Consider the following 6,754-nt stretch of genomic DNA (forward strand, 5'->3'; position numbering starts at 1 on the left):
GAGGCCACGGCCGCGCCCGCCTCCCCGAGGCCGCAACCGGCGGCGCCGGCCGCGCCCGCCCCGCGTCCGGAGGCGATCCCGAGCACCTCGCCGGCGGCGTCGCCGGGCGGGGAGAGACAGGGAGGAACCCCCGGTGGCGCCTGACGTGTCGCTCGCGGCGACCCCGCACCGCAGGCTGTTCGCGCACTTCCCCTGGCACGTCGCGTTCGTGACGCTCGCCATCTCGGCGATCGGCGTCTGGAACCTCGCCTCGGCGTCCCGCAGCGCTCACGCGCCGGTCTGGATCTCCCAGGCGGCGTGGATGGGGCTCGGGATCGTGATCGCGCTGTCCCTGACGGTCTTCGACCAGCGCACGTTCCACCGGCTCGCGTGGATCTTCTACGCGGTGGTGATCGTGCTGCTCCTGCTCGTGTACGTGAAGGGCCGCTACGTCATGGGCGCGCGGCGGTGGCTCACCATCGGGCCCGTGAACTTCCAGCCGTCGGAGCTCGCGAAGCTCTCCGTCGCGCTCGCGCTCGCGAGCTACTTCCACGCGGACGCCGACAAGCGGAAGAACGGCTACGGGCTCGCCACGCTCGTGGTGCCGTTCCTCATCATCATGGTGCCGGCGGGGCTCGTGCTGAAGCAGCCCGACCTCGGCACCGCGCTCATCGTGATGGCGGTCGGGTTCACGCAGATCCTCTTCGCGCGCGTGCGGTGGAAGACCCTGGCCCTGCTCGCCGGCGTGGCGATCGTGGGCGCCGGGCTCCTCTACCCGCACCTGAAGCCGTACCAGAAGAAGCGGGTCGAGACCTTCCTCAACCCCGAGTCCGACGTGCTCGGGGCGGGCTACCACGCGACGCAGTCGATCATCGCGGTCGGCTCGGGGCAGGCGCTCGGCAAGGGCTGGGGGCAGGGCACGCAGACGTACCTGTCGTTCCTCCCCGAGCAGCACACCGACTTCATCTTCTCGGTGTGGGCGGAGGAGCACGGGTTCCTGGGCTGCCTGCTCCTGCTCGCGCTCTACTTCGTGCTCGTGGCGAGCGCGATCGACATCTGCGGGAACGCGCGCGACCGCTTCGGCCACTTCCTCGCGGCGGGGCTCACGGGGATGATCTTCTGGCACGTCGCGATCAACATCGGGATGGTGATCGGGCTCTTGCCGGTGGTGGGCGTGACGCTGCCGCTCATGAGCTACGGCGGCTCGTCCGTCATCGCCATCTACACCGGCATCGGGCTGCTCGCGAACGTCGGCATGAGGCGGTTTGTGAATTGATCGGTCTCCGCGTCCTCGTCGCGGCTACGGAGCCGCTGGGGACCCGCGCCACCGGAGACGAGAACGCCCGCGGTCCTCGGGGGGCCGCGGGCGTCGTGTCCGGATCGGATCCGGAGCGCGCGTCAGCTGATGGCCTTCTTCAGGCTCTCCTCGAGCTTCGCCTTCGGCACGGCGCCGACGATGGTGTCCACCACGCGGCCGCCCTTGAAGACGAGGAGCGTCGGGATCGAGCGGATGCCGTACTGCTGCGGCACGTTCTGGTGCTCGTCGACGTCCATCTTGGCGACCTTCACCTTGCCCTTGTACTGCTTCGCCAGCTCCTCGACCGTGGGGGCGATCGCCTTGCAGGGCCCACACCACACGGCCCAGAAGTCGACGAGGACGGGAACGTCGCTCTTCAGGACCTCCTGCTCGAAGGTGGAGTCCTGCAGGATGACGAGATCGTTCGATGCCATGCGTTCTCCTTAACGCTCCGGTCGCCTGGGGCGCACTAATTAGCGGCTGTCCTGGATCCTGGCAAGCGCCTCGCGCGCCGTGATAGCTTCCGACCCGACCGGTCGCCGCCCGCGAGAAGCGCGCTACGTCCGCGATCGCGCCGAGGTATCCTACCCGTCCATGGCTGGGCTCCACCTCGTTCGCCGGGTCTCCCCGGACCGCCGCGCCGGCGCCCCTGCGAAGCGGACCGCGGGCCATCCCCGCTGCGGCGCGATGCCGCGGCCTGGAGGGCAGGCGGGCGGAGGCGCGCTCGGATATCCGTCCGCGCGTCACGAGGCGCAGGCATCGGCGTGGACGATCCGTGGAAGGGAGCGGGGGGGCTCACCCGTTTCCTTGGGTAGGAGAAGGCAGGCCGCATGAGCATCGTCATCCTCCGCATCGCCGCCGCGCTGTACGCCGTCGCCGCGGGCGCCTACATCGTGTTCTTCTCGCGGCCGCGCCACCGGGCCGCGGCCACCGCCGGCTTCTGGGTCCTGGCCTCGGCGTTCCTCGTGCACGCCGTCGCCATCGGCGTCGGCTGCAGCGAGTACGGCGGGGCGGAGTTCTTCGGGCTGCGCGGCGGCCTCGTCCTGCTCGTCTGGCTCCTCACCGGCGCGTACCTGTTCCTGCAGCGCTACTACAAGCTCCCCACCATCGGCGCCTTCGTGACGCCGCTCGCGCTCGTCGTGCTCCTGCCCACGCTCTTCGGGACGCCCGGCCACCCCGGCGTCGCGCCCGAGACGGTGCGGTACCCGAGCGTCACCCTGCACATCCTCTCCGCGGTGGGAGGCGTGGCGCTCTTCGCGATCGCGTTCGGGGTCGCGATCATGTACCTGCTGCAGGAGCGCGAGGTGAAGGGCAAGCGCTTCGGCGCGCTGTTCTCGCGCCTGCCCTCGCTGGACGCCCTCGATCAGATGATCCAGCGGCTCGTCCGCGCCGGCTTCGTCGTCTACACGGTCGCGCTCGTGGCCGGCACCATCACCGCCACGGCGGTGTGGAACAGCGCCTGGTCCTGGGATCCGCAGCAGGTGGTCTCGCTCGGGATCTGGATCCTCTACGGCGCGATGGTCCAGCTCCGCCACAGCGGCTGGCACGGGCGGCGGTACGCGCTCATGACCCTCGTCGGGTTCGTCATCCTGCTCTCGTCGATGGTGTCGCTGAAGATCGTCCCCGGGGTGACCCGCCACGCCGGCGACTACGGCGCGCGGGTCTCGGAGATCTCGCAGTGAGCGGGCGTGAGATCTACCTCGTCGGCCTCTCGCACAAGAGCGCGCCCATCGAGGTGCGCGAGCGGGTCGCCCTGACCGGCGATCTCCTCAAGGCGGCGCTCTGCGCGCTCAAGGGGTCGGACGGCGTCGCCGAGGCGGTCGTCGTCTCCACCTGCAACCGCGTGGAGGTCTACGTCCACGCCGACGGCATCGAGCCGGCGCGCGGCTTCTTCACCTCGCGCACGGCGGAGGCGGACGGCCACCTCTACGCAAAGATCGGCGTGGAGGCGATCCGCCACCTCTTCCGCGTCGCGGCGAGCCTCGACTCGATGGTGGTCGGCGAGCAGCAGATCCTCGGACAGGTGAAGGAGGCATACGGGCTCGCGAGCGCCGCGCAGTCGGCCGGCCCGTACATGTCGCGCCTCTGCAACCGCGCCTTCGCGACGGCCAAGCGCGTCCGGAGCGAGACCGACATCGGCCGCGGCGCGACGAGCATGTCGCAGGTCGCGGTCGAGCTCGTGGAGAAGATCTTCGGGGATCTGAAGGGCAGGACCATCCTGCTCGTCGGCGCGGGCAAGATGGGCGCGCTCTCCGCGAAGGCGCTCGCGGTGCTCGGCGCGGATCGCATCCTCGTGACGAACCGCTCGCCCGAGCGCGGCATGGCGCTCGCCCAGCAGGTCGGGGGGAGCTTCCGCGCGTGGGACGAGCTGCAGCGCCTCCTCGTCGAGGCGGACGTGGTGATCGTCTCGACCGGCGCGCCGACCTACGTCGTCACCCGCGAGATGGTGCACCAGGCGATGAAGGCGCGCCGCAGCCGCTCGATGTGCCTCATCGATCTGGCCGTGCCGCGCAACGTCGATCCGGCCTGCGCCGACCTCGGCGAGGTGTTCGCCTACGACGTGGACGACATGGAGAAGGTCGTCCAGGCCACGCAGGAGGCCCGCCGCGGCGAGGCGCTCCGCGCCGAGGCGATCGTCGAGGCGGAGGTGATGGCCTTCGCGAGGGAGCGGGACGCCCGCGCGGCGCTGCCGGTCCTCGCGCAGCTCCGGCGGCACGCGGAGCAGATCGCGCGGGCGGAGGCGGAGCGGACGCTCTCGCACCTCGGCCCGAAGCTGGACGAGAAGGGCAAGAAGAGCGTGGAGGCGATGGCGCAGGCCATCGTGAACAAGCTCCTGCACGGTCCGACGGCGCGCCTCAAGGCGGCGGCGTCGACGGGCGACGGCGACCTCCCGGGCGCCGCCGCGGAGCTGTTCGGCATCGAGAACGAGCCGGCGCGCCCGGAGAGCGCGCCGGCGGACCCCGTCGAGGGCCGCGCCGCGGCCTCGTCGGAGCGCAGCTAGGAGAGCTACCCGAGATGATCCGCATCGCGACCCGCCGCAGCCCCCTCGCCAAGTGGCAGGCCCACCACGTCTCTGACCTCCTCCGGGCGAAGGAGCCCGGCCTCGAGGTCCGCCTCCACGAGCTCGTCACGAAGGGCGACCGGATCCTCGAGGTCCCGCTCGCCGAGGTCGGTGGCAAGGGCCTCTTCGTGAAGGAGATCGAGGACGCGCTCCTGAACGGGGACGCCGAGATCGCCGTCCACTCGATGAAGGATTTGCCCGCCGTGCTGGCGCCGGGCCTCGCCATCGGCGCGGTGCCGGAGCGAGAGGACCCGCGCGACGCGCTCTGCTCGCCGCGCTACAAGACGCTCGCCGGGCTCCCCAGGGGCGCCAAGGTCGGCACCTCCAGCCTCCGTCGCGGCGCCCAGCTCAAGGCGCTCCGCCCCGACCTCCACATCGAGGTGGTCCGCGGCAACGTCGAGACCCGCCTCCGCAAGGCGAGCGAGGGGCTCGACGCGGTCGTCCTCGCGTACGCCGGGCTGCGCCGGCTGGGCCTCGCCGAGCACGCCACCTACGTCTTCCCCCCCGAGGAGATGCTCCCCGCCGTCGCCCAGGGCGCGCTCGCGCTCGAGGCGCGCGCGTCGGACGGGCCGACGATGACGCGGCTCGCCGCGCTCGACCACGCCGAGACGCGCACCCGCGTCGAGGCGGAGCGCGGGTTCCTCGCCCGCATCGAGGGCGGCTGCCAGGTGCCCATCGCCGGCCACGCCACCGTCCAGGGCGGGCGCGTCGCGATGCGCGCGCTCGTCGCGTCGCTCGACGGCACACAGGTCATCCGCGGCGAGCGGAGCGGCCCGGCGGCCGAGGCGCGCGCGCTCGGCGTCGCGCTCGCCGAGGAGCTCCTCTCGAAGGGCGCGGACGCGATCCTCCGCGAGTGCGAGGGCAAGATTCCGGGCCTCGCGGCGCCGAAGCGCTAGGCGGCTTCCGTGGCGGCCCGCCTCGACCGTCGCACCGTCGTGGTCACCCGCGGGAAGGGCGGCGAGGACGCGCTCTCCGTGCGCCTGCGCGCCCTCGGGGCGCAGGTGCGCGAGGTCCCGTCCATCGCGTTCGCGGACCCCGGCGATCCGGGGCCGCTCGACGCGGCGCTGCGCGGGCTCGGCCGGTTCGACTGGGCGGTCTTCACGAGCGCGACCGCGGTCGATCGCACCGTGGCGCGGCTCTCCGCGCTGGGCGTGGAGACGGCGGCGCTCGCGCGGCTGCGGCTCGCAGCGGTGGGGCCCGCGACCGCCGAGCGGCTCGCCCGCGCGGTGCGGGAGCCCGACCTCGTCCCCGGCGAGGCGAAGGGCGACGCGCTCGCGCGGGCGCTCGAGCCGCACGTGCGCGGGCGGCGCGTGCTCTTCCCGCGGCCGGCGGAGGGGCGGCCGGAGACCATCGCGGGGCTCCTCGCGGCGGGCGCGGAGCTCACCGCCGTCGAGGCGTACCGGACCGTGCCCGCGCCGGCGGAGGCGATCGCCCCGCTCGGCGACTGGCTCGCGCGCGGAGAGGTCGATGCCGTCGCGTTCGCCTCTCCGTCCGCCGTCCGGGCGGTCGCGAGCGCCCTCGGCGAGCGGGCGCCGCTCCTTCGCGGCGTGCTCCTCGCCGCCATCGGCCCTACCACTGCTGAGGCCCTGCGCGAGCACGGCCTCACGCCGGGCGCGGAGCCCGAGCGGTACACCGGAGCGGACCTCGCGGAGGCGGTCGCGGCGAGGCTCGGCCCCGGGTAGATCTTCGAGCCGAGGGTCTGCGCATGACGACTGAGCTGGACATCGGGGAGACCCTCATCCGCATCCGGGTGCCGCTCGAGCGGTCGGACGGCGAGGCCGGTCCTCCCGACGACTGGCTGTGGGCGGAGCCGCTCGGCGCGGGGCGGTACCGGGTGGAGAGCTGCCCGTTCTTCGCCTACGGCATCTCGCGGGACGACGTGGTCCTCGCGGCCACCGAGGGCGAGGGCGGCGGCGCGGTCGACGAGGACGCGCCCCGGCTCGACGACGTCGTCGAGAAGTGCGGCCACCGCACGCTGCGGCTCGCGCTCGATCCGGGCGCGGAGCTGTCCGACGAGGGCGTGCAGACGTTCCTCGAGCGGCTCCTCGAGCACGGTTGCACGCACGAGGCGCTGCGCCCGAAGCTGGTCGCCGTCGACGTGCCGCCCGAGGTGGACGTGGCCCGGGTCGCGGAGGTCCTGCAGGACCGCGCGAACGAGGGGCTGCTGGTCTGGGAGTGGGCGGATCCGAGGCCCTGCTGAGGGATCACGAGCGGGCGCCGCCCTCAGGAAATCCGAGGACGACGCCGCCGGCCTCAGCGCCCCTTCTTCGCGGCCGCCCGGCGCTCCTTGCGCGCCTCCTTCTCGGCGCGGCGGCGGGCGAGGAACCCCTGCTTCTCGGCGCGCGGCGCGGCCGGCGCGGCGGCGGGGGCACCGGCGCGCGGGGGCGCAGCGCGAGGCGAGGAGCTGGCGGACGGAG

The 6,754-nt window shown here is 73.3% G+C and carries 7 protein-coding genes; 6 read left to right on the forward strand and 1 reads right to left on the reverse strand.

Going from position 1 to position 6,754, the window contains the following annotated elements:
* Positions 1-133: 133 nt before the first annotated feature.
* A complete protein-coding gene (gene rodA / locus MNY60_RS22980; RefSeq protein WP_242337586.1) occupies positions 134-1,255 on the forward strand; it encodes a rod shape-determining protein RodA in 1,122 nt (373 codons plus the stop codon).
* Positions 1,256-1,377: 122 nt separating this feature from the next.
* Here rodA and trxA read toward each other — a convergent pair whose 3' ends face one another.
* Entirely contained in the window at positions 1,378-1,710 is a 333-nt protein-coding gene (trxA, locus tag MNY60_RS22985) for a thioredoxin (RefSeq protein WP_242337584.1), read from the reverse strand.
* Between the two features lie 396 nt (positions 1,711-2,106).
* On the opposite strand from trxA, the gene MNY60_RS22990 reads away from it, so the two are divergent.
* Genes MNY60_RS22990 through MNY60_RS23010 form a run of 5 tightly spaced genes read left to right on the forward strand, consistent with a single transcriptional unit; the run spans position 2,107 to position 6,537 of the window.
* Positions 2,107-2,958, forward strand: a complete 852-nt coding sequence (locus MNY60_RS22990) for an inner membrane protein YpjD (RefSeq protein WP_242337582.1) — start codon at positions 2,107-2,109, stop codon at positions 2,956-2,958.
* On the forward strand, positions 2,955-4,277 hold the full coding sequence (hemA, locus tag MNY60_RS22995; protein ID WP_242337580.1) for a glutamyl-tRNA reductase: 1,323 nt from the start codon (positions 2,955-2,957) through the stop codon (positions 4,275-4,277). Before MNY60_RS22990 ends, hemA begins: the two co-directional genes overlap by 4 nt.
* Before the next feature lie 14 nt (positions 4,278-4,291).
* Positions 4,292-5,233 (forward strand): hydroxymethylbilane synthase, encoded by a 942-nt coding sequence (hemC, locus tag MNY60_RS23000; protein WP_242337578.1) that lies wholly within the window; start codon positions 4,292-4,294, stop codon positions 5,231-5,233.
* A 9-nt stretch (positions 5,234-5,242) separates the two neighbouring features.
* Entirely contained in the window at positions 5,243-6,019 is a 777-nt protein-coding gene (locus MNY60_RS23005; protein WP_242337576.1) for a uroporphyrinogen-III synthase, read from the forward strand.
* A 23-nt stretch (positions 6,020-6,042) separates the two neighbouring features.
* Positions 6,043-6,537 (forward strand): DUF4265 domain-containing protein, encoded by a 495-nt coding sequence (locus tag MNY60_RS23010; RefSeq protein WP_242337574.1) that lies wholly within the window; start codon positions 6,043-6,045, stop codon positions 6,535-6,537.
* Positions 6,538-6,754: the final 217 nt, after the last annotated feature.

The organism is Anaeromyxobacter sp. SG17 (assembly GCF_022690695.1).
In the GTDB taxonomy this organism is placed as follows: domain Bacteria; phylum Myxococcota; class Myxococcia; order Myxococcales; family Anaeromyxobacteraceae; genus Anaeromyxobacter; species Anaeromyxobacter soli.